The organism is Tychonema sp. LEGE 06208, from assembly GCF_015207505.1.
Taxonomy (GTDB): Bacteria; Cyanobacteriota; Cyanobacteriia; order Cyanobacteriales; family Microcoleaceae; genus Microcoleus.
Window position 1 is genome coordinate 26,465 of the sequence record NZ_JADEWT010000036.1, and the last position, 22,502, is coordinate 48,966.

A 22,502-nucleotide genomic window follows, 5' to 3' on the forward strand; every position below is an offset into this window, starting at 1 on the left:
GTAGGATCCGGTAATTTTTTAAACTCTGACGCACTCCCTGAAGATTGTTCTATCATATTTTGTTAAACCACTGCAACCAGTCAACTAATGTTGATGATGAAACGATATCTTCGACCACATTTTCATTCTTTGCATGGTGATAGATATCAACTGGTTGCTCTGCACTGAAGGGACAAAATAGGCGGACTGTACGCTCTGGTTCTAAGCTTGTCCAATCTAGTGTAATACTGCCTCGGTCATCAGTACCAGTAGAGCATTTTGGAAAACTGTTTCCCATGCTATCATAAGCCTCAACAACCAATTTCATTGCTGTTCTGAAAGCATATTCAGTCGGTCTCAAAATCCCGTACTCATCCTCTTCTTCTAAATCTAAAAGTTCGATCAAACGTTCGATGGTAATGCGAAAATTAGAGAAACCGCTATTGCTGCTATCAGTAATCTGTTCCTTCGCTACAGTCATAAGATTAAATCCCTTGGTTTCCATATAATTTGAGATTGCTCTGCTAACAAATCGGCTAATCTTTCAGCTCTGTCTCGGTCGTCTGTCACATAAGGTAAACCGACAATCTGAGTGTGGGAGGCAGAGTCAGGTATTGCGTCTAAACCTAATTCGCGAATTTGTCCTACTTGAATACTAGCAACTCCGTAACAATTTCTGAATTTTGCCGCACATTGTTCCGGCGAACAAACACTGGCAATTGTTACCGACAAACCTGGTTCATTTGCTCTAAGTAAATAAGCGAAGAGTAAAACTAGATCGCTTGTTTCATCCATCCATTGTCGGCGAAGTAAAGCTCTATAAACAATAGCAGTTTCATTCAAAGGCTCCAACTCTAATTCACTCGGAGAAGATTTATCTGTCATAGCTTGTTAAACCACTCTAGCCAATAAACTAAGGTTACTGCTGAAGTAATATCTTCCGAGCCATATTCCTCACTGTTTTGATGATAAACGTAAGTTTTCTCCTCGGCATTAGATGGGCAAAATAACCTAACTTTGCGATCGGCTTTTCTATTTTGCCAAGCAAGTCTAATACTGCCTCGGTCATCTGTAGCAGTAGAGGCTTTTGGAAAACTGTTTCCCATGCGATCGTAAGCCTCAACAACTAATTTCATCGCTGTCCTGAAAGCATATTCAGTCGGTCTCAAAATTCCGTATTCATCCTCTTCTTCTAAATCTAAAAGTTCTAGCAGACGTTCGACAGTGATGCGGAAATTTGATAAACCGCTATTGCTATTGCTATCAGTAATCTGTTCCTTCGCTACAGTCATAAGATTCAATCCTTTTGAGCCGATCGCCAATTCGATCCTAACACAGCCTAATCATCTGCAATAATGACACGGCAGCAATAAGCAATAAGGACACAGTGCCGTGTCCCTACTACTACTACTACTACTACAAACAAGTATTACGCTGGAACTTGGACTTTTTCACTGCCCGAAAGCTCAAACGCCGCGTGAATTGCCTTTAAAGCTGTGACACCCTGTGCCTCATCCACAACGCAGCTAATCTTAATCTCAGAAGTTGCAATCATTTGAATGTTGATTTCGTGCTGCGAAAGTGCTTCAAACATCTTTGCCGCAACTCCCGGATGCGCTACCATCCCGGAACCGACAACGCTAACTTTAGCGATTTCTGTATCGACTGCTACTTCGCCCCAGCCGAATTCAACTGCTGATTTTTCTAGGACTGTTTTAGCTGCTTCTGCGTCAATTTGTGCTACGGTAAATGCAATGTCGCGCGTTAATATGCCGTCGATATTGTGACACCGCTGCGATTGAATGATCGTGTCTACGCTAATATTTTCTTCGGCTAAAAGTCCGAACATTTTTGCTGCTACTCCGGGTCGATCGGGCAATTGGCGAATTGCTAGACGCGCTTGATTGAGATCCAACGCAACGGCGCGGACTGCGGGCGGTTTGTGGGATGATGAATGGAGTCCAATAGGGGAGTTGGCGACATCAAATGCTTTGCAGAGTTCGGCAACGGCCCGATCGCACTCCGCAGCATCGATCGTACAACTAACCTTCACCTCGGAAGTCGAAATCATCTGAATATTAATCCCCGCATCCGCCAAAGTATTAAACATCTGGGCCGCTACCCTCGGACGGCCGATCATTCCCGCACCCGCAATGCTAACTTTAGCTATGGGTCTTTCTTCTGCCCTCACTTCCGGTTCCCCCAATTCTGGGCGCGAATTCTTGCCGAGGGAGGGCACGATCGCATCTGCAACCGCCACAGCTTGATTCAACGAATTTCGCCTTACCGTAAAGGCGATATCGTTAGTATTTCCCTCGTGAATTGACTGAATAATTAAGTCTACATCGAGGTTTTGCTGCGCGATCGCCCCAAACAACCGCGCTGCTACCCCCGGACGATCGGGCAAACGCAACAGCGACACCCCCGCCTGATCCAAATCAAACTCCACCGCATCCACCGCTTTCGCGAGCTCCAAGCCCTCCAAAGGCCGGGGCGATGGAGGGGGGGAAACTACCCGCGTACCGGGCGCGTCACTCCAGCTAGAAAGCACCACCAGCGGCACACCGTAATTCTTGGCAATTTCTACGGCGCGCGGGTGCAGGACTTTTGCACCCAAACTCGCCAATTCCAGCATTTCGTCGCAGGTGATTTCGTCCATCAGTTGCGCCTGTGCAACTAAGCGCGGATCTGTAGTCAGAATTCCGGGCACGTCGGTATAAATTTCACATCTATCGGCCCGCAGCGCTGCGGCGAGGGCTACTGCTGTGGTGTCGGAACCGCCTCTACCCAAGGTGGTAATTTCCAATTCTCCGGCGTTAGCAATGCCTTGGAAACCTGCGACGACGACGACTTTACCGCTGTTTAACTGGGTTTGGAGCCTGTTCGGGTCGATTCGCAAAATCCGGGCGCGGGTGTGGGCGGCTTCGGTGACAATGCCGACTTGGGCTCCGGTGAGGGAAATTGCCGGCTGTCCCATTTCTTGCAATGCCATGCTCAAAAGTGCGATCGAGACTTGTTCCCCAGTGGAAAGCAACATATCCATTTCCCGCTTGCTGGGATTTGCGGAAATTTCCTTAGCCAGTTTCACTAAACCGTCAGTCGTTTTTCCCATCGCCGAAAGTACGACAACTAAGGAGTTTCCAAGCTGTACTGTTTTTACAACTCGTCGCGCTACTTCCAAAATGCGATCGACTGTACCAACCGAGGTGCCGCCGTATTTCTGAACAATTAGTGCCATAGGACTTTACACAAAAGTGATGCAATACTTTACTCTTAACCAATTAATATACGCAAATTCTGGATTATAGCCTACGTTTACCTATGCACTGCCAATAAAGAAACCGGGTTTTTGGCGAGATTGAGGGTTTGAATCGAATATCTTGACCCAAAAACCCGGTTTCTCGTCACCGCTGCGTAAGTTCAAAGAAACCGGGTTTTTGGGAGATTGAGGATTTTTTGCGAATATTTTGGCGGAAAAACCCGGTTTCTGGCTACCTATTAGCTGCCTTCTAACTCTCGCAAACGCGCTTCCAAAGCTTGAATTCGCAACTCAGCTTCTATGCACCTTTGTCGTTCTTGTTCTGCTCGTTCCTCCGCCGCCGGCAGCAAAGTCCCCGATGCCTCCCACCAGCGCAGCCAAGGCCGTTCTACGCCCCGATCGACTCCTTGCCAAATGCCTAATTCTACTTTTATTTGCGCGATCGGGTAATGTCCGCGATTATTTTTTGTGGCTAGCTCGAAGCGGTCTTCGATTAAATGATAAACTTATAAGTAGAAAGGCGTAAATATTTGTAGTTGGGATGAGGCAGGAGTCAGGAGACAGAATGCAGGAGGGATTGGGGTTTTAGCCTCATTTATCTTTCTTAACACAGTTGTGTTTTTCCCCACCGACTTACTTACTAATAACTAGAAATATTTGTAGACACCGGGTTTATCAGGTCGATTGTCGGGGCGGGTTTAGCCTGTAAGCTCTAATACAATGGAGTTTATAACTACTGCAAAAGTCGCATCTCTATGTTAAATTTATTCGCACCTATTCTAATTTGAGGATTTTTTGAGGAAGATGAGTCAGTATAAGTTAATTATTTTCGATTTTGACGGCACCTTGGCAATTACTCACAAAGCTATTGTATATTGCTTTACCAAAACTTTTGAAAGTTTCAATATTGATCCGCCTGCTGCTGAGACAATTCAAGGGACGATCGGGATTAATTTAGCAAATAGTTTCAAAATCCTCAATCCGGCGATCGAGGAAAGCGCAATTCCCCAATGGGTGGAAACTTACCGCTCTTTTTATCGGACAGAAGGTGAAAAGCAGCTAGATTTATTTCCCGGAACCAAGCAAGTTTTGCAGTTGGCGAGCAAGTCGGGATTGAGTCTGGGAGTTTTTAGCAACAAGCACGTTAGTTTTGTTAATTTGTTTCTAGAAAAGTTGAAAATTCACAGTTTTTTTGACTTGATTGTAGGTGATGACGGACAAATTATTCAAAAACCTAATCCGAGTGTTTTTCACTCGATCGTTAAACCGCTGTTCCCGGATTTGGAGAACAGTCAAGTTTTAATGGTTGGCGATACGGCGGTTGATTTGTTGTTTGCGAAAAATGCTGGGATAGATGTTTGTTGGGCGGCTTACGGATATGGCGATCGCGCTGAGTGTCTCGCCCTAAAACCGACTTTGGCGATCGACAATATTTCGGAACTTGCTGCGATGATTCAAAATTAATCTTGAGTCGGTTTGTTTCAGGAGAAGTTCAATTATTTTTATTAAATAAAATAATTACAGCACTTAATATCAATTCTGGTTGCACTCCTCATGATGTTAACGGTTAACCGTTGACTGTTAACCGTTAACAGTGAATTTACTATTCCGAGGCTAACGGATTTGATATAATCGGCAATTTTAAATAGATTTTAAAATTGCAAGTTCTGAATAAAAAAATATTTAAAGATAGCAGGTGTTTTTTTGTTCGTTATAAACAATTAGCTGTGCGAACCGGTAAGCCGCGCGACATCTGCAAACTAAACCATACCAGAGATAGAGATATCCTAGCAACAACTATTATAAATTAGCAAGTAGGATTCGTTTGAAGGCACAAAGCAAAAGGCTCAAGGCAGAAGAAAAGAAAAATGAGGGAGACTAGATTTTTTCTCTTGTAGGATTTACGGCATAAATTCTGCACGATCGCCTTCTCACTTGGGGCGCAGGAAAATAGGACAATTCTGTTGAACTTTGGGGTGCAGTCAGTCGGAACCGACAAGAAACTCAATCTATAAAAAACTCATGCAGATCGATAATATAAGTATTCCTTCTGAAACGCTATCGCCGACTCGCACTGGTGGCAATGCACCGAATTTAATAGAAGAAGTATGGAGGCTGTACGATCGCGCCTTGGCAGCTACTAGCAACGGCATCGCGATTTCGGACGCTACCTTACCAGACCAACCAATAGTCTACTGCAACCCAGCTTTCGAGAGGATTACAGGCTACTCGACGGGCGAAGTCATCGGGCACAACTGCCGCTTCCTGCAAGGCCCGGATACCGATCGCGCCGCCGTCGCTAAAATCCGCGCAGCCCTGAAAGAACAACACGACTGCAAAGTAGTTCTGAAAAACTACCGCAAAGACGGCACTCCTTTCTGGAACGAACTCACCATCTCGCCGGTGCGCGACAGCAGCGGCACCGTCACCCACTTCATCGGAGTCCAAGCTGATATCACCGATCGCAAGCACGCAGAAGAAGCCCTCAAACAAGCCGAAGCAAAATACCGCAGCATCTTTGAAAATGCCACCGAAGGCATATTTCAAACCGCCCCAGACGGGCGCTACCTCAGCGCCAACCCCGCACTCGCCCGAATGTACGGCTACGATTCCCCCTCAGAACTGATCGCAAAATGTTCGGCAAAAAACCTTTACGCCGATCGCACCCGCCGCGCGGAATTTATCGCCGAAATCAGCCGCACCTCGTCCCTGAAAGAGTTTGAGTCCTGCGTCCGTCGCTCTGACGGCAGCACTACCTGGATCTCGGAAAACGTGCGCGAAGTCCGCAGCAAAGCAGGTAAACTCCTTTACTACGAAGGAACTGTCGCCGAAATCGCCGATCGCAAATCAGCCGAAGCAGCCCTGCGCGATCGAGAATACTGGCTGAAAACCGCGATCGATGCCGTGCCCGATGCCATCAACCTCACAGACAACGAGGGGCGCTGGCTGATTGCTAACGACTGCGCCCTCAAACTTTTGGGCTGGGAAACCGCAGATTACCAAGGCAAAACGACTGCCGAACTCGCAGCAGCAGCCGATCCGAGAGTCAGAGAAATCCTGTTAAATTGGCAGGAAACCGACGAAACCACCTGGGAAGCAGGCACTCTTACCTCCTGCAGCCAAATTGTCCCCTTACCCACAGGCGGCAGCAATTTGTTTGAAGTGCGGAAAGTGCCGCTGTTCAACCCCGACGGTTCCCGCAAAGGCATGGCAGTGGCGGGGCGGGACATCACCCAGCAAGTGGAAGCAGAAGCAGCTTTGCGCGAAAGCGAACAGCGGTTTCGGGCAATTTTTGAACGCGGTGCGATCGGCATGGCAGTCGCTACTCTCCAAGGTATGGCGATCGCCACTAATCCGGCATTTCAAGCTATGCTGGGGCGATCGGAAGCCGAACTCCGGGGGGTGGATATCGACTCCTGCGCGCACCCGGAAGACGCACCAGTTGCGCGCCAGTTGCGCCGGCAGTTGGCCGGAGGCGATCGCCAAGCTTACCAAATCGAGAAGCGCTATCTCCGCCCTGACGGCAGCACTAGGTGGGGACGCCTCAGCGCCTCTGTCATCGACAACAGTCAGGGAATGCCGCAGTTTATTCTCAAAATGGTCGAGGATATTACCGATCGCAAACAAGCCGAGTCAGCTTTATTGCAAAATGAGGCTAAGTGGCGATCGCTAATTCTCAACAGTTCCGACATCATTACTATTCTCGACAAAGGCGGCGGCATTGTTTACGAAAGCCCTTCTGTAGAAACAGTCTTGGAGTACGAACCAGAGGAACTGATGGGTCGAATGGTTCTCGATTTCATTCACCCTGACGACCTTCCCTCGGTGATTTCCTATCTCCAACAACTGATCGCAAATCCCGGCGATCCGATCGCCGTAGAAGGTCGGTTCCGGCGCGCTGACGGTTCTTGGTGTTTTCTCGAAGGAGTCGGCATTAACCTGCTAGCAGACCCCGCTGTGAGGGGAATTGTACTCAACTCCCGCGACATGACCGCGCGCAGGCAAGCAGAGTACCGCCTCAGCAAAATCAACGAGTGCTTTTTGGGATTCACCACCGATGCTGCTGACAACATCCAGCGCCTGACAACCTTAGCCGGCGAGCTTTTGGGCGGAACCTGCGCCGTCTACAGCCACGTCGGTGGCGGGCTGCTGCGCGCGATCGCAACTTGGCAAACGCCGCCTGACTACCCGGAGGTCGATCGCGCCGAGGGCCACATCTGCACTGACGTATACCAAAAAGCCAGCGATCTGGCTGTGGCAATTCCTGACTTGCAGAACACGATCTACGGCCAAAGCGATCCCGCTGTCATCCGCTACGAACTCAAAAGCTATCTGGGACAAGCAGTGCGGCGCGGCGACGATTATGTCGGTTCGGTGTGCGTTGTCTACACCGAACCGATCGCGCCTTCTCAAGCCGATTGCAAGCTGATCGGAATTATTGCTGGGGCGATCGGAGTTGAGGAAGAACGGGCCGCCTCCGCAAAGCGCGATCGGCAAAAATCCCAAGAACTGCAAACAGCTTTGCACAATTTGCAGCAAACTCAAATGCAGTTAGTCCAAACCGAAAAAATGTCTTCCCTCGGACAAGTCCTAGCAGGAATTGCCCACGAAATTAACAACCCAGTGGGCTTTGTCGCCGGCAACCTCTGCCACGTCCGCGACTACATTCTCGACTTGTTAGACATCGTGCAAATGTATCGAGAAGAGTACCCAACTCCTCCAGCCAAAATTCAGAAACAAGCCGAAGATATAGACATAGAATTTCTCGCAAAAGACCTGCCAAAATTGCTCAATTCGATGCACACAGGATGCGATCGCATTGTAGAAATCATTCAAACTCTCCGCAATTTCTCGCGGGCGGACGAAGCAAAAATCAAATCTGCCGACATTCACGAAGGTTTAGACAGTACCTTGTTAATGTTGAACAGCAGGCTGAAAGCCAAAGCCAACTGGCAGGGCATTGAAGTTATTAAAGAATACGGAGAAATGCCGGAAATAGAATGTCATCCCGGACTGTTAAATCAGGTCTTTATGAATGTATTAGCCAATGCGATGGATGCCTTGGAAGAAAACAGCAGCCCAGGAAAAAATACCGCGGGTTTTAGCTTTCCTACAATTACAATTAAAACTGAAACAATTGATAATAAGAGTATTTGTGTTCGGATTAAAGACAACGGCCCTGGCATTCCCGAAGATAAGATTGTGCGTTTGTTTGACCCGTTTTATACCACAAAACCCGTAGGTAAAGGTACAGGTTTGGGTTTATCAATTTCGCACCAAATTGTCGTTGAAAAACATAACGGCAAATTGCAGTGTGTCTCCCAACCGGGTAAAGGTACTGAATTTATTATCGAAATTCCAATTCGTTGACATTCGGACGCAGGGGAGAAATCAAATCGTCTCCCTTTGATTACCAAAATAAAAACGGTTTGTACTGCGTCCAAGTGTCCGCAGCGAAAACGGATTTAATATCAAATCCGGTAGCACTCATAGATGACTGTTGACTGTTGACTGTTGACTGTTAACTGCTGACTGTTGACTGCTGACTGCTGACTGTTGACTGTTAAGAGGGCGGGCCCGCACCATCCACCGCCCCTACGGACTGTTGACTGTTGACTCGATTTTATTTTTCCGATGCAACCGGAAATGATATAAGTCCGCACTACGAACCCGATCGATCGCAGTCAAGCCATCGGACATGATATCATATCAAATCCGGTAGCATCGGAATGATTCAGATATGTATTCTCGGACTCTGTGTACTCTGTGTTCTAGCGCCGGTTAAATCACCTGACGATGCAACGGTCAACGATATCATTAATCACTGATGACTGATGACTGCTGACTATTGAATAATGCCAAAAATGAAGTTTTTATTAGTTACAGATTTAGACAATACGCTCGTGGGAAATGACGAAGCAACTCAAGTTTTTAACCAGCGCTTGCAATCTATGCGATCGCAAATTTGTTTGGTTTACGCTACCGGGCGTTCTCATGCTTCGACTTGCGAATTAATTGCAGAAAAACAACTGCTAGCACCGGATTATTTAATCGCAGGTGTAGGTAGCGAGATTTACCAAGATGGCACTCTGGATTTAGATTGGGCTCAATATATTTCTCAAAATTGGGATAAAATGGCGATCGTCTCTTTAGCTCAGCAGTTTAAGAAACTTAAACCCCAATCCCCACAAGCACAAAATCCTTGGAAAATCAGTTATTGTCTGGAATCATCAGCAGAACACAGCTCGATTCTTCAGGAATTGCAGCAAAAACTAACAGCATCGGGACTGGCCGCTCAAATCATTTTTAGCAGCAATCGCGATGTAGATATTTTACCGGAAACTAGCAATAAAGGTAAGGCCTTGACTTATTTACAAAAGCGCCTGGAAATTCCATCAGAGTTAACATTAGTCTGCGGCGATTCTGGTAACGATATCAGTATGTTTGAACAAGATGTTCGCGGAGTAATCGTCGCTAACGCCATGTCAGAACTCTTAGCATGGCATCGCGAATTCGGCGGCAACAATCATTATTTAGCTCGCTCTGCTGGCGCTGGAGGAATCATGGAGGGAATGGCATATTTTTGGGAATTTTGAGGGTACAAAATCCGGTTTTGTTCCCACTCAGGATGACCGTCCTCATCGGGAGAATCTATGTTTTGCATTTCAAGCCTGCGAGCACCTAAGCGAGCTCGCGCCCGATCGAGATCCGAGGACTGAAGTCCTTACTACAAACGCACCGCAAGTCCCGCAAACCGTTAAAATCCGTTCAGAATCTCCACCGCATCTCGATCGAACCTGTGAGTGCGATACCATCAGCGTATACTAGCTTGCCAGACCGCCACATGGAACAAAATACTTTACCAGTAGAATTAATTTTATCTCACCCCCGCCAATCTTTAGGCAGCATTCGGCTCGATTGGACACCGCAACCGGGGAACTATCTAGATTTCGAGGAACAAACCTATGCTGTTTTGGAACGCCACCACCGCTATCAACTCAAATCCGGCCGCTACCAACTGCAAAAAATTGCCCTGTACGTGCAGTCTGTGGAACCGCCGACGGAAAGAACATTTGTCAGCGGTATCTGGATTATCGGAGATCCTAGCTGTCGCTTTAACGCTCGATCGGAAATTCTCCGCTGTGCTGTCAAACCTAATGGCCCCTGCGACGGCTGCGGCGATTACCAAAAGTGTTAATCGCGATCGAACAGGTACACAATTATAGCTCGATCGCTCAACCGAGAGTGCCGAGCCGACTGACATCTACCCCATCAAGCGAAAAACTATTCTTACCAACTAGCAGCCCTCTCACCAGATTTAACTTGTTCCCAAACGCGGTAATCTATCTTCTGATAGCTGTGCAGCACGTCGCGAATCCCAGTATGAATCAAATTTTCTATGTGCAGCAACTGCTCTGAAGAACAGCGAATCTGCACTTTTTGGTTGAGAGACTCACCGGAGTCGATCGCAATATATTTATTAGGAACTCGGCTGAGCACGTAAGCAATCAAATCCTGCCGCAAGCCCCAAGGGGAAAAAGCTTCTTGGTAAGGATACTTGGGATAAGAACCCAAGATAATTTCTACTTCCTCTGTCACTAAAGCCAAGGTCATATTGACCAGATTTTTCTGCATTTTTCCCGTCCTAAAAGACTACTTAACTAATACTTTTTCCGTGCTATTTATTTGGATTTCTCCTTAATTTTAGCGCGACAATACGGCACATTTTTCTTTATGAAAAACTAGAGCTAACTCAGAACCAACCTCTTCTATAAACCGCAACACGTAGCACGGAATCTTGTCTGATAAAATAGCAGTTGCTACGGCGCAGGTGTGAATTTCTAAGACTGCTTCTACCGCAGCTTTAAACATCAGTCGCTCTCCCGGAAACACCACCCTTTCAAAGTACCAATTAGGAATGTTCCCAATCCGAAACACCTGAATTTGGTTCGTAGTATTTGGGTAATAGCACAAAATGTGGTCGCTATCTTTAGAAGATACCCGGTCTAACATTTAACAAATCTCCACAATCTTTCAAAAACTTATGCTGTGGCACCAGTTAATCGAAAGCACCATCCCTGACCCCGACTCCCCAGACTGCAGGTTTTTTCTTCGGCAGCGGGATACTGCTGAGAGTGCGACCTTCAACTGTAGAACCTAAAACAAACAATATCTAAAAAATCTGAGGGAATTATGAAGACTATCATTTTTTTTCGATGAATATACTTTTGCCGCAGCAGGCATTACCGCACTAGCGCAGAAACCCGGGTTTTTTACCTAATCTGTCGGCTGCAGACTCTGTATATTCGTGAAAAATCAAGGTGATTGCCGCCCGCGCGCCAGTCCTAAAAAAACTTCGCTGCCTTCGACAGTCCGGGTTTTTAACCAGTGCTTGACGCAAGTCTCGGTAACTTCAACAACAGTTATTCTGCGCGTAAATAATGTAGAGTCCGCTATATTTTGCCGGCAACAAAAAACCCGGACTCCCCGAGGTTATCTGTGGAACTTCTGGGGAATCAGGGTTTAAAGTAACCAATCACCCGATCTCAAAGCTAAATCCCAAAAATGAGGAAATTCTGAAAACAGCCGAATTAGGATTTTCCTGGACGCAGAAACCCAATTCATTAACATAATTGCGTGATTTTTGCAAGGAAATTACTGCGATTTGAGGGGGTTTTACCTTGATATTGTCGCTTTTTTCCGAGATTATTAGCTAACTTTTTCCCCTTCGCTTTCAAACGGTCCAGGCACCGTGAAATAGAAACTGCTGCCTTCAGAAACAACACTTTCGGCCCAAATTCTGCCGCCGTGCTGCTGTACGATGCTGCGACAGATAGCCAAACCCAAACCCGTACCTCCTTTTTGGCGCGAGTCAGAAGCATCCACCTGTTGAAATCGTCCAAAGATAGTTTCTAGTTGATCGGCAGGAATCCCCCGACCCCGATCTTTGACTTCAAATAAAACTCGTGAAGCGTAGCTATCCCGTAGGGAATCGCCCAAATCTTCAACCCTGACAGTTACTGTACACCCGCTCGGCGAAAATTTAATCGCATTGCTCAACAAATTTACCAGCATTTGAACGATCCTGTCCGGGTCAGCCCAAACTTTTGCAGAAGAGGGCAAAACCGACAAATTAATTTGATTTTCGGCCGCCACAGACAGCACAGCTTCCGCAGACTTCCGCATCAAAACCTCCGCGTCGCACCACTGCTTAATAATCGTAACTTGGCTCGATTCTAGCCGCTCTAAATCGAGAATATCATTGACCAAACGCACTAACCGTTCGGTCTGGTTCGACGCAATTTGTAACATCTTATTGGCCGTTTCCGGTTTGTCTTTGAGTACCCCAGCAGCCAGCAAACCTAAAGAACCGTGAATTGAAGTGAGCGGCGTTCGTAGTTCGTGGCTGACAATGGAAATAAACTCATTTTTCATTTTTTCAATTTCCCGGCTTTCTGTGATATCCGTGACTGTGCCGACGTGACCGATTAGTTGACCTCGGTTGGAAAAAATCGGAGCTGTTTTTAGCCAACAAAACCTGATTGTTCCGTCTAGTTTGACGTGGCGAAATTCGCAGGAAAATACCTCTTCTAGCGATCGCGATTCCGACCATTTAGACCGAATTAGTTTAATGTCTTCCGGGTGAACAAACTGCATCCAGCCGTTTCCCAAAGCTTGTGCTGCTGTGAAGCCACCAATTGCTTGACAGCGCGGATTTGTATAGGTACATTGTCCCCCACCATCGATTTTGAAAATGCCCACGGGGGAACTCTCGCTCAGAGAGCGAAATAAAGCTTCGTTTTCCCGGAGTTCTGCTTGAGAATTTCCTAGTTCTCTGGTTCGCTGCAAAACTCGCATTTCTAACAGTTCGTTGAGCTGTTGGAGGGCGGCTTCAGCTTGTTTGCGTTGCGTAGCTGCCGCCACGGCATCGCTAATATCGCGCTGCACGGCCACCCAATGGGTAAAGCAACCACTTTCGTTGGTTATGGGAACAATACTCAATTCTACCCAAAATTCCGTCCCGTCTTTGCGGCAATTTATCAACTCAACCCGCACCGGCTGCCAATTTTGCAAAGCTGTCCGAATGCTATCTAGACTTGCTCTATCTGTTTTTTCTCCTTGCAAAATGCGCGGCGTTTTGCCCAAAACTTCTTCTAGCGTATAGCCACTCATCCGCGTGAAAGCTGGGTTGACATACAGAATTCGCGGGCCCGGTTCGTCAATCGGTTCAGCTTCGGTAATTAACACCGCGTCGTTAGTCGTGGTGACTGCAGATTCCAACAAACGCAACTCTAATTCTCTAGCTTTGCGATCGGTAATTTCTCTAACAGTCCCCACCATCCGCACTGCATCGCCCGCTTCGCTATAAAAAAACTTACCTTTCCCCTCAATCCAGTGAATGCTGCCATCAGGCCAAATCACGCGGTGTTCGTGACAGAAGTTCGATCGCTGCACTCGCGCCACATTCACAGTATTCTCCAAACTTTCTAAATCTTCGGGGTAAATGCAGGCTACAAAGTTTTCATAATTTCCGGCAAAAGTTCCCGGTTTCAAACCAAACAACTCTTGGTGTTCCCTCGACCAAACAATTCGATTTTGCTGCACGTCCCAGTCCCAAAATCCGATTTTGGTAGCCGACAAAGCTAAGTTAAGCTGCTGGTTGATTTTCCGCAACTCAATGCTAGCAATCGCCACTCGCAGTTCTCGGGCAATTTCAATTTCGCACTGCTGCCAAGGCAAAGATTTTAACCTCACAGTTTCTTGCCACAAATCAAAGGAAGTGCGAGGAGACATCAACCTGCTGCCATCCGGTTTAAATTCAATTGGCCAGTCTGGTTGACCGGCCCAATTGACAGTTTGAATTGCTTCTGGACGGAACCACAAAATATAATAATTTTGCATTTCCGACAAAGCGATCACCAGCAAACCGCTAGCAACTTCTTTAAAGTTATGGGCTGGCGGATACAGTTTTGCCAGACAATCTGTATAAAAAATTTCATTATTTATTTGAGGTTTTATCCAAGCAATTAACTTTTCGATTTCTCCTAATTCCGGGGTTTTGCCGGTAGCGAGCAAATTTTCATTGGCACACACAACTCCACCGGTAGCCCCCACCAATGCCAGCCATGCCTCTGGGGATTTAAGTAAACCTTCTACAAAACAGTTTTCTTGAGAAAATTCTGCGATAAATTTACGGCAAATTTCTTTTAAAGAAATTGCATAGTTTCGATCTTCGTTATCTTGTTTGTAGTTTAGTTCTAAATTAACAAATTTGGCTAGTAATTCGCAACTCTTTCTTGTTCTGTAGTTGAGATACTTTGGTGTTTGGTGGTGACAGGCGATTAATCCCCAGAGTTTTTGATCTTTCATTAATGTCACAGTCATGCTAGCGCCAATCTTCATATTTTTTAGATATTGAAGATGGCAAGGAGAAACTGTTCTCAACAAAGAAAATTCCAGCTCCAGAGGGCAACCAGTCAGCGGATTGCAGTGAGGAATTAGTTGTACGGGCTGATAGTGAATATCGGGAATAAACCGAATTAAATTCATCGTGAACTGGTTTCTGGCCTGGTGGGGAATATCGGTAGCCGGATAGTGCAGCCCCAATAAAGGAGCTAAATTTTCTACTTTGTCTTCGGCGACGACTTTCCCGGCACCGGTGGCATCAAATTGATAGACGATCGCCCGATCGAAACCGATCGTTCTCCGCACTTCTTCAACTGCTGTCTGACACAGCGCTTGCAGGTTTGGCGTGTTGTGGATTTTGTCAATCTGCTGTTGAATCAAATCATCAGAATTGAAACAATCGCTAGCTTTGGGCGCAACAATCGGCTCTAGTTCCACAATTAATACTGAACTTGATTGATGCAGCGTTCCCTCAAAAACAGACTGGCGCTTTTGATTTTTGAATGATAATGTAATACGATTACGTTGAGAGCTATTTTCCAATAAAGCTTTTTCAATAGCCTCAATTTCCGCACTTTCAACAAATTCCTGTAAAAAATGATCCAAAAGTGCTTCGGGGTCAATGCCGAGTTCCTCAAAAGTATTGTTGCTAACTTGCAAAATTTTCAACAGCGGAGATTCTAGCACCAACAAAATACCGTGAGGTTGAATGGAACCCGGTGCGTAAATTAATTCGTATTCGCTGTCATTTAGAGCGGCTTTGTCTGAGGGTAATACCATTACTTTCGTGTTTTTGTAAATATGTTTTTAAATGAGTTTGTGTTTTTGCCTGTCGGTCATATCAAGTCTGGTCTATTGACCGCAGTAATACGAATTTCATAAAGTAGCGCTACATATTACCTTCCCCCAACCCCCCAAAGCATCGGGGGGCTATGACTTTATCCATAGCAAATCTTTAGAAAAATGGTATAAGGTTCGTGCGTGCGGACTTGCACAGGCTCAATATTGGGTACTTTTGTGGGCACGCGGGAACAGTATTTGTTATGGTAATCGACCTACATGATATCAAACATTGATCGGCACGCATCCGAATCGCACAACCTAACCATCCCAAATCTCGGTGAAAGCTTGCATTCACCGTCTCGGACATCTGCTGCATCCTTGATGTCAACAATTCCCTGAAAATCTTTGTACCTCGGGTTTACCGTCGAGTTCGGATTCCCCTCCCATCCCCCTTAAAAAGGGGAGTAGGGGTTGACGTCGATCCGCCCTAAATCACCCGATCATCCGGGGGATATGACGCTCTTGTCCCCCCTTCGATCGGAGGGCGCTGGGAGAATCGAGACTAAGCTTAACCCTGTGTCAGAGACAGTCTGTGTCTGAGTTGGCTTCGTTCCAAACGGTTCAGGAGGCGAGCAATCAATTCCGGTTCTACGATCGGCTTATTCACGTAATCGTCAGCACCCGCAACAAACATTTGGCGCACTATTTCCGACTCGGAATGAGCAGTCAAAAATAGGACTGGGAGCTTGCTCCAACGCAAATCGTTCCGTACTGCCAAACACAACTCAATACCGTTATAACCGGGCATTTCCACATCTAAAATTAGCAAATCGGGACAAGTGGTTTCGAGTACATCCCAGAATTTTTCTGGATTATCTAATGTTGTCACCTGAAATCCCCAAGGTTGTAGAATCACTTTCAGTACAGCCAATAGATGCACGTCATCATCTACCACCATAACTTTGGCTTCTGTAGAGTCCGTATGGTCGAGGAGTTGGGCGACTGCTTTGAGTATATCTGCTGCGGGAATTGATTTGTGTAAAAAGCCGGAAGCTCCCAAACGAGCAACTTCTATTCGATCGCTCAATTGATTGTGCCCGCTAAAAACCATCACCGGAATTTCGGGCTTTTCACTGCGGAGTTCGGCTAGGAGATTAAGTCCGTTTTCCTGAGTTCTGGAAAAGGTCAAATCCAGCAAAATCGCGTCGGGAGGCCGTTGAGAAATCGCATTTCTTGCGGATTGCGGAGAGTTTGCGACTTCTATCTCGAAGCCGGAACCGGAGGCGGCTATTTTTAGTCGATCGCTCTGCAAAGTATCATCATCAACAATCAGGATTCGGTATTGTTGGACAACCTGAGCAACAGGCTCGGTTTCAGGTTCCGGCGGGCGATCGAATACCTGTTTGAGCAAATCCAGAAATTCCTCCATCAGCTCAGCATTCCCAGGTTTCAAGACATTTTCCGCCTTGAACAAATGTTCGATTTTGCGCGCCACTTCCGAACCTTTCGGCAGCCCTAAAGTTCCCAAAGAACCGACTAATTTATGAGCTTGCTCCTGAGCTTCCCGTCGCAGTTCGTCCTCCAAGCTTCCGCTTTTGAGTTGAGCGATCGCGCGATAGAATATCGCCACCTTTTCGCTAAAATCGACTTTTAACTTTTCCCTAATTTGGGCGATCGCACTCAGGACTTTCAAGTGGCGCTCCTCATTATTTAATTCCTGATTCTGCCCGCTGGATTCAGCAGATAAACTCTCTTGACTTATAGTAGTTTCTGCCGTTTCCTGGAGAACTTTTTGGTTCTCCATATCCTCCGGCAGACTTTTGAGCCGATAGCCTAATCCGTACACAGTTTCGACTAAATCTACAGTCATCCCGGCTGCTTTCAATTTGTGCCGCAACCCCTTAATGTGAGCGGTAACGGCTTCTTCTTGAGGAAATTCGCCGGACGACCAAATGCGATCGAGCATAGCGCTGCGGCTGAAAATGCGCCGGGGATTTCTCAGAAAAAGTTCCAACAAATTGTACTCTTTAGGAGTCAAATGCAGCATCTTTTCGGCATAAGTGACTTCCGTAGTATCCGGGTTGACTTGCAGTTTTTCCCAAGTCAAATTTGTACTCGACAAACTTGCCTTACCCCGGCGCAACAAAGCCCGAATCCGAGCAATTAATTCTTTCAGATTGAAGGGTTTGACCACATAATCATCTGCACCAGCTTCTAAACCTTCAACTAAATTGCTGCTGCTATCTAGCGCCGTCAGCAGTAAAATTGGCATTTTGCAGCCGGACGATCGCAATTTCCGACACAAACTAATACCGTCTAATTTAGGAATCATCACATCCAAAACAATCAAGTCGTAATCGTAGGCCCGCGCCAAATGTAATGCTGTTTCACCGTCTGTTGCCGCATTCACATTGTAATTGTGAGCGTTGAGCGATTGAGTTAACAAATTAATTGTAATTGTGTCATCTTCTACTAGCAAAATTTTCATAATTATCACCTTTTAATTAAGCTGTTTGTGGAATTTGCGATCGATTTTTGCGGATTTCAATAGCCGGCCTCATGTCAAATGAAATCGTAACTTCTTGATACATCTCGAATAATTATTGTGGAGCGGCGAGGATGCCTGCTCTGTACAGGCTTTTTATGAGAGGTCTTTTGTATCTCTCGTCCGATTGGTCTCGATGGGGAGCATACCCACTAATCCCCCTCAACAATACTCACTTTGAACACTCTTCTCCCAAGGGAACAGGGGCGCAGGGGTTCTGCCCGTCAAACAATAGAGCGGCACGGCACAAGAGATTAACTTGACACTCATGTTCAATAGCCTTTTCCAACTCTTATTTTAATTTGTTTCACCTCGCTCCAACAAATAGTATTTTTTCAACAGTCAAAATGTAAAGTTTTATTATGCTTGTAATTTTGGGAAAAAATTCAATTTATTACCATATTTTTGCTAAAATTTTAGGGCTTTTTCGACTTCAGAGCCTGCTGAATTTTTTCGATCAGATATTGCGAAGAATTTTGCTGCTTAACTATTTCTTCTAATTCAGAAACCGCGATTTCTGCGTGTTCTATATCTTTAACTAAAGAATGGGCTGTAACACTTTTGTTGATACCTAAAGATTCTTGAGTATCTATAAATGAATTAGGATTTTTTTCTGCTATTAATTCCTCCAATTCTAACAGCGCCATTTCGGCACGATCGATCTTGATGGTCACGAATTTTGCCACATTAGCACCCGCTCTTGCTGCCTCCGTGAGTTCGTGAACGCGAAGTTTAAATCGGCTGGCAATTTGCTCTATTTGAGTCCCCAATTCAAAAGTTTTACTTGCCAGTCGGCCAATTTCTAAACTCACTTGACCGAGACCGTTGGGTTTGCTTCCCATCTGATTGGTAACTACAGCCACCTGTACTGCTAAATGCCTGACTTGTTCGATCGCCTCCCGGATAGTTCGGGAAGTGCGGTTAACCGTTTCTAGATCGTTAGCTATGGCTTTGCCAACTCCCAAAATTTTATCTGTATTGTTGCAAATAGAATTAGCACCTTGAAAAGTAGCTTGAAATGCTTGGCGACCCTCCGACGAAATCAACTTCGCAATTCTCACAAATCGCCGATTCATTTGAGCAATTTGTTCGGCTTGTTTTACCAGTGCCAATTCCTGAGAACTGGGAGTATTTTGCGATTTTTTTGTTTCCAGAAGTTGGGATTGTAAAAGCTTATGATATTCGCGAACTTGGGCTTGCTCTTTTTGAATTATCGCCAGATATTTTTGTTTTTCTGCTCGATATTTTTGAATAATTTTGTAAGCTTGCGCTAAATTTTGAGATTGCGCTATTACCAGAGTTTGAACGTCCAAAAGGCGGAGTGTGTGGTTTTTCATTACCACAATAATTGGTTCATAAATCAAGTCTTTTTGCCTGTTGAGAGAGGCTTGCACGGCATCATCAATTTTCCAGTTTTCCTCCATCACCAAAGGCGGAATTCTAATAAAATCTAACAAAGAGCGAATCGGGTGCTGCCCGTAAAGTTCTACCCGATCGGGAAGAATCATTTGCTCTCGAAATTTGACACGAGAAATCATTCCCAACACCTGCGATTCGTGAGTAATAATTACTCCCGGCAGGTCTGGTTCTTCCTCGAATTTTTCAGCCACTACCTGTCCTAGAGTTGCAGCACTCACTTGGCAGTGGTGAGACGGCAGATGTCCGATCGTGAAATCGGGGGTGAGTTGAGTTGGATTGCTCATTTACCCGGATAGTGTTAAGTAGAAGTTAACAAATTATATATTGATATTATACTGGAATAAGATTGTTTAAAGTAATCACAACTATAGGGAGAAATGTACTCTCCCACTCGCGGGCCTGATGAGAGCCTGCCTTCTGATTACTTTCATCTCAAGTCTTTGGGAGCGTTCGCGCCTGCTGCGCCCCGGTTTCGTCCCTAAAATATCGGGCTCGATCTTGTGTTCTTGAAAACAACCGGAAAAATACCTAGATTGAAACCAAAAAGCTTAAGTCGAACTTTGCCACTAGCAACCTTTGAGGCTGCTTACCAGTTGTTACAGCAAATGGCTGAACTCCCGGGGGCGATTTGGCTGGCGGACGATGCTCCTGCCTTTACTGAAAATCGGGAAAACTCGTCGGAACGGTTTGCAGCATTAATATCAGAGGGGTTTAGCGCGCTGCTGCGGGGGAAGCCATTAGATGCTGCTGCAACAAACGAACGCAAACACAGCGAAAAACATCTCAATTGGCAATTAAATGTGGAGTTGACTTTCGAGCCAGAGGCGATCGCAAATTTCCTCTCCCCCATAGTAGCAAAAATCGCCAAAACAACGCCAGGAACCAAGGGAAAAATTAATATTCGCGCCCTGAAACAAGCCATTAAAAATATACAGTCAAACTCGGCCGTTATTCAAAGCGAATTTACCCTGAATTTGCTGGATATTCTCGCAATCGATGCCAGAAAAAATAATCACCAGCCCCTACAAGCCCAAACGGAAATAGAGGAAAATTCCGCGCCCCAACCGATCGCTCCCGAAACGCTACAGCACCAGATGACTGAAGTGGGCGATCGCGCAGAAGAAATGCCAAATTCCTGCATTCAATTTTATCAGCCAGTGGAAGATGCTTTGCAGCAGCAGCTCGAACAAGAGCGACTTTTGAATCAGGTGACAACTCAAATCCGCCAGAGTTTGGAATTGCCTGTCATTTTGTCAAAAGCAGTTTCGAGGGTGCGAGAATTTTTGGATGTAGATCGCCTGTTAATTTATCAATTTGACAAAATGCCAGCCTCTCCCGATGGTAAATTAAGTAAACAAATACTGGCAGAGGTTTCTGCGTCGGGCGAACTCAAAGAAAATTCCCAGTATTTCTTGTATTTAGGTCGCGTTACCTACGAAGCTTTAGCCAGCGATGCTATCTCGTCTGTACTCAATTTTAGTGAAGGTGCCGACTGTTTTCTCGATCGAGTCATCGACACAGAGAAGTATCGCAAAGGTTTAGCTTTGTGCGTCGCGGATGTGGAAAAAACTTACTCTTCGCACCCTTGTTTTTTAGAGTTGATGCGGCGGGCTCAGGTGCGGGGGAAATTGCTAGTGCCGATCGTAGTTCAAGACGACTTGTGGGGGCTGCTAATTGCCCACCAGTGTACTGTGCGGGAGTGGGAAGAAAGCAAAATAACATTTTTGCGACAAATAGCAGAACATTTGGCGATCGCCATTTACCAAGCCGAACTTTATGCAGAAGTTCAGCAACAAAAGCGCACCTCAGAACAGCGCGTCATAGAGCGCACGCGAGAACTGCGCGATGCACTGGTCGCCGCCCAGTCTGCCAGCCTCGCCAAGAGCGAATTTTTGGCAGCTATGAGCCACGAATTGCGGACTCCCCTCACCTGCGTCATCGGCATTTCCGACACGCTGTTGCGGTGGTCTTACGGCAAAGTTGGCACAAAACAAGTGCCGCTGCAAAAGCAGCGACAATACCTGCAAACTATCCGAGATAGCGGCGACCACTTATTAGAATTAATCAACGATATTTTAGATTTATCGCAAGTAGAAGCGGGAAAAGCAATCTTAAAAATTAGTGAATTTTCAATTTCTAAATTAGCTTCCCAGAGCCTGCACGCCCTCAAAGAAAAAGCTGCGGCTAAAGGAGTAGAACTAATACAAGAACAGCGGGTAAAACAAGAGTGCGATCGCTTCACTGCAGATCCGCGCCGCGTGAGACAAATTCTGTTCAATCTCTTAGGAAATGCGATCAAATTTACTCCCGAAGGCGGGCGAGTCATCCTGCGAGTTTGGGTAACAGAAGATAAAAATCAAACGCCAGCAGTGCGACAGCCCGGTACTGCACCTGCAGGTAGCACCGCTGTGTTTCAAATCAAAGATACTGGCATTGGAATCCCCGAAAATCAGCGATCGCTCTTGTTTCAAAAATTCCAGCAATTAGATTCTCCCTACCGCCGCGAATACGGCGGCACCGGTCTGGGATTAGCCTTAACCAAACAGTTAGTAGAGCTTCACGGCGGCGCGATCGAAGTCAACTCTACAGTTGATGTCGGCTCTACCTTTACCGTTTTTATACCGAGTCAAACTAAAAGCAAAGATGAATCCACAAAATTCAAATATGAAAAATCCAATTCATCTTTACCGCTGCACTCCTCCTCCCTGCGAGGCAGCATCGTGCTCGTCGAAGAAGATGAAGAAACTGCCATGCTCATTTGCGATATCCTGACAGCAGCAGGACTGCAAGTAGTGTGGATGATTGAAGGTTCGGCAGCCGTAGAACAAATTGAACTTTTGCAACCGAATGCTGTGATTGTAGATATGCGTTTACCAGGAATGAATGGCTGCGAAATCATCCAACAACTGCGCCAAAAACCAGCTACTGAAAATCTCAAAATCCTGGCTTTAAGCGCCCAGGAAATTCCTGCAGATCGAGTATCTTTCGTGACGGCGGGAGCTAACGATTGTTTGGCTAAACCGATTCACCCTCAGCAATTGCTAGACAAAATTCTTTCTTTAATGGTGGGGATTGGTAATGGATAATTGGGCATGGGGCATGGGGCGGAGC

15 protein-coding genes are annotated in these 22,502 nt (G+C 46.1%); 6 read left to right on the top strand and 9 right to left on the bottom strand.

The annotated features are described in order from the left end of the window. Positions 1 to 52: 52 nt before the first annotated feature. The 4 genes from IQ263_RS12005 to IQ263_RS12020 all read right to left on the bottom strand — a co-directional run bounded on the left by IQ263_RS12005 (position 53) and on the right by IQ263_RS12020 (position 3,217). The gene (locus IQ263_RS12005; protein WP_194067631.1) at positions 53 to 460 is read right to left on the bottom strand and encodes a hypothetical protein; all 408 of its coding nucleotides are present in this window, start codon (positions 458 to 460) and stop codon (positions 53 to 55) included. Next, positions 457 to 864 (bottom strand): hypothetical protein, encoded by a 408-nt coding sequence (locus IQ263_RS12010; RefSeq protein ID WP_194067632.1) that lies wholly within the window; start codon positions 862 to 864, stop codon positions 457 to 459. Before IQ263_RS12010 ends, IQ263_RS12005 begins: the two co-directional genes overlap by 4 nt. Further along, on the bottom strand, positions 861 to 1,271 hold the full coding sequence (locus tag IQ263_RS12015; RefSeq protein WP_194067633.1) for a hypothetical protein: 411 nt from the start codon (positions 1,269 to 1,271) through the stop codon (positions 861 to 863). Before IQ263_RS12015 ends, IQ263_RS12010 begins: the two co-directional genes overlap by 4 nt. A 137-nt stretch (positions 1,272 to 1,408) precedes the next feature. Continuing rightward, the gene (locus IQ263_RS12020) at positions 1,409 to 3,217 is read right to left on the bottom strand and encodes an aspartate kinase (RefSeq protein WP_194067634.1); all 1,809 of its coding nucleotides are present in this window, start codon (positions 3,215 to 3,217) and stop codon (positions 1,409 to 1,411) included. 321 nt (positions 3,218 to 3,538) lie between these two features. Between IQ263_RS12020 and IQ263_RS29825 the strand changes: the two genes are divergently transcribed. The 5 genes from IQ263_RS29825 to IQ263_RS12045 all read left to right on the top strand — a co-directional run bounded on the left by IQ263_RS29825 (position 3,539) and on the right by IQ263_RS12045 (position 10,436). Then, a complete protein-coding gene (locus tag IQ263_RS29825; protein WP_194067635.1) occupies positions 3,539 to 3,688 on the top strand; it encodes a hypothetical protein in 150 nt (49 codons plus the stop codon). A gap of 354 nt (positions 3,689 to 4,042) precedes the next feature. Beyond that, complete coding sequence (locus tag IQ263_RS12030; protein ID WP_194067636.1) at positions 4,043 to 4,702, top strand: HAD family hydrolase; 660 nt, start codon at positions 4,043 to 4,045, stop codon at positions 4,700 to 4,702. Between the two features lie 558 nt (positions 4,703 to 5,260). Beyond that, the gene (locus IQ263_RS12035; RefSeq protein ID WP_194067637.1) at positions 5,261 to 8,608 is read left to right on the top strand and encodes a PAS domain S-box protein; all 3,348 of its coding nucleotides are present in this window, start codon (positions 5,261 to 5,263) and stop codon (positions 8,606 to 8,608) included. 494 nt (positions 8,609 to 9,102) lie between these two features. Continuing rightward, on the top strand, positions 9,103 to 9,834 hold the full coding sequence (locus IQ263_RS12040; RefSeq protein WP_194067638.1) for a sucrose-phosphate phosphatase: 732 nt from the start codon (positions 9,103 to 9,105) through the stop codon (positions 9,832 to 9,834). A 248-nt stretch (positions 9,835 to 10,082) separates the two neighbouring features. Then, positions 10,083 to 10,436: a DUF6464 family protein gene (locus tag IQ263_RS12045; RefSeq protein WP_194067645.1), complete on the top strand. Its 354-nt coding sequence runs from the start codon at positions 10,083 to 10,085 to the stop codon at positions 10,434 to 10,436. Between the two features lie 92 nt (positions 10,437 to 10,528). On the opposite strand, the gene IQ263_RS12050 is transcribed toward IQ263_RS12045, so the two are convergent. The 5 genes from IQ263_RS12050 to IQ263_RS12070 all read right to left on the bottom strand — a co-directional run bounded on the left by IQ263_RS12050 (position 10,529) and on the right by IQ263_RS12070 (position 19,675). Then, on the bottom strand, positions 10,529 to 10,873 hold the full coding sequence (locus IQ263_RS12050; RefSeq protein ID WP_194008929.1) for a late competence development ComFB family protein: 345 nt from the start codon (positions 10,871 to 10,873) through the stop codon (positions 10,529 to 10,531). A gap of 69 nt (positions 10,874 to 10,942) precedes the next feature. Further along, positions 10,943 to 11,251: a DUF1830 domain-containing protein gene (locus tag IQ263_RS12055; protein WP_194067639.1), complete on the bottom strand. Its 309-nt coding sequence runs from the start codon at positions 11,249 to 11,251 to the stop codon at positions 10,943 to 10,945. A gap of 696 nt (positions 11,252 to 11,947) precedes the next feature. Then, positions 11,948 to 15,424: a PAS domain S-box protein gene (locus IQ263_RS12060; protein WP_194067640.1), complete on the bottom strand. Its 3,477-nt coding sequence runs from the start codon at positions 15,422 to 15,424 to the stop codon at positions 11,948 to 11,950. Positions 15,425 to 15,995: 571 nt separating this feature from the next. After that, positions 15,996 to 17,915: a response regulator gene (locus tag IQ263_RS12065; RefSeq protein WP_194067641.1), complete on the bottom strand. Its 1,920-nt coding sequence runs from the start codon at positions 17,913 to 17,915 to the stop codon at positions 15,996 to 15,998. Between the two features lie 473 nt (positions 17,916 to 18,388). Continuing rightward, positions 18,389 to 19,675: a CBS domain-containing protein gene (locus IQ263_RS12070; RefSeq protein ID WP_194067642.1), complete on the bottom strand. Its 1,287-nt coding sequence runs from the start codon at positions 19,673 to 19,675 to the stop codon at positions 18,389 to 18,391. A gap of 249 nt (positions 19,676 to 19,924) precedes the next feature. Here IQ263_RS12070 and IQ263_RS12075 point away from each other — a divergent pair, with 249 nt between their 5' ends. Next, entirely contained in the window at positions 19,925 to 22,477 is a 2,553-nt protein-coding gene (locus IQ263_RS12075; protein WP_194067643.1) for a hybrid sensor histidine kinase/response regulator, read from the top strand. Positions 22,478 to 22,502 lie beyond the last annotated feature (25 nt).

Coding starts and splice junctions, on each gene's coding strand:
- IQ263_RS12010 (WP_194067632.1), bottom strand. CDS start 864: ATGACAGATAAATCTTCTCCGAGTGAATTAGAGTTGGAGCCTTTGAAT.
- IQ263_RS12070 (WP_194067642.1), bottom strand. CDS start 19,675: ATGAGCAATCCAACTCAACTCACCCCCGATTTCACGATCGGACATCTG.
- IQ263_RS12045 (WP_194067645.1), top strand. CDS start 10,083: ATGGAACAAAATACTTTACCAGTAGAATTAATTTTATCTCACCCCCGC.
- IQ263_RS29825 (WP_194067635.1), top strand. CDS start 3,539: ATGCACCTTTGTCGTTCTTGTTCTGCTCGTTCCTCCGCCGCCGGCAGC.
- IQ263_RS12015 (WP_194067633.1), bottom strand. CDS start 1,271: ATGACTGTAGCGAAGGAACAGATTACTGATAGCAATAGCAATAGCGGT.
- IQ263_RS12060 (WP_194067640.1), bottom strand. CDS start 15,424: ATGGTATTACCCTCAGACAAAGCCGCTCTAAATGACAGCGAATACGAA.
- IQ263_RS12055 (WP_194067639.1), bottom strand. CDS start 11,251: ATGTTAGACCGGGTATCTTCTAAAGATAGCGACCACATTTTGTGCTAT.
- IQ263_RS12030 (WP_194067636.1), top strand. CDS start 4,043: ATGAGTCAGTATAAGTTAATTATTTTCGATTTTGACGGCACCTTGGCA.
- IQ263_RS12050 (WP_194008929.1), bottom strand. CDS start 10,873: ATGCAGAAAAATCTGGTCAATATGACCTTGGCTTTAGTGACAGAGGAA.
- IQ263_RS12040 (WP_194067638.1), top strand. CDS start 9,103: ATGAAGTTTTTATTAGTTACAGATTTAGACAATACGCTCGTGGGAAAT.
- IQ263_RS12020 (WP_194067634.1), bottom strand. CDS start 3,217: ATGGCACTAATTGTTCAGAAATACGGCGGCACCTCGGTTGGTACAGTC.
- IQ263_RS12065 (WP_194067641.1), bottom strand. CDS start 17,915: ATGAAAATTTTGCTAGTAGAAGATGACACAATTACAATTAATTTGTTA.
- IQ263_RS12035 (WP_194067637.1), top strand. CDS start 5,261: ATGCAGATCGATAATATAAGTATTCCTTCTGAAACGCTATCGCCGACT.
- IQ263_RS12005 (WP_194067631.1), bottom strand. CDS start 460: ATGACTGTAGCGAAGGAACAGATTACTGATAGCAGCAATAGCGGTTTC.